Annotated in this window: 1 protein-coding gene; it reads right to left on the bottom strand. The window is 40.2% G+C overall.

Annotated elements, in window-relative coordinates:
• Positions 1-207 precede the first annotated feature (207 nt).
• A partial coding sequence (locus KCO92_RS07250; RefSeq protein ID WP_210647489.1) for a hypothetical protein occupies positions 208-609 on the bottom strand: 402 nt, incomplete at its 5' end.

Raw genomic sequence — 609 nt, 5'->3', positions numbered from 1 at the left:
CTAGAAATAGCGTAACTCTCCAACACCTTAGCCTGCAAAACCTCCATTTGTGAAAGCCATTTGGCAGGCGATGCGTGGATGAAGCCCACAAGCAATAAGGCTACTAACCTTAAGCACATTTCAATTCCTTTGCAAATTCTTATCGCTCAATACACTGTATTTTTTATTTTATGTATTTTTCTAGTCTTTTGGTTCTAGCATAGCTAACTAGAACAATGGAGTGTGCGGACCAAAGAAAATATATGCGGCAAGGCCCATACCTCCTACTAAAATTACCCCATTAAGTCCAGCAAACGCCAAACAAGCCCACTTCCACACCTTGCTAGGTTTTGTGTCATCATAAACCCCATAAATTGTCCAAAAGGAGAACAAACCACAAAGGAGTACGCTCAAAAGCGCTAAAATCTCATGCCCCGAATGCAATAATATGCTCCCCACTCTAGCGCATAAAAAAGGCGTTAAAAAGGGTGTGATGAAAAGCAAAAACCCTAAATAAAACTGCCATATGCGCTTGATCCACTTCGTTGTATAACGCTCCAAACCCAACCTATCATACACAAACAAAATGATGAGAGATATCAACACTAACCCCAAGAACAAGAAAAAAAT

The organism is Helicobacter salomonis (assembly GCF_017979425.1).
In the GTDB taxonomy this organism is placed as follows: domain Bacteria; phylum Campylobacterota; class Campylobacteria; order Campylobacterales; family Helicobacteraceae; genus Helicobacter; species Helicobacter salomonis.
The sequence above is the reverse complement of the archived record's forward strand: the minus strand, read 5'-3'. Positions and strand labels throughout refer to the sequence as shown.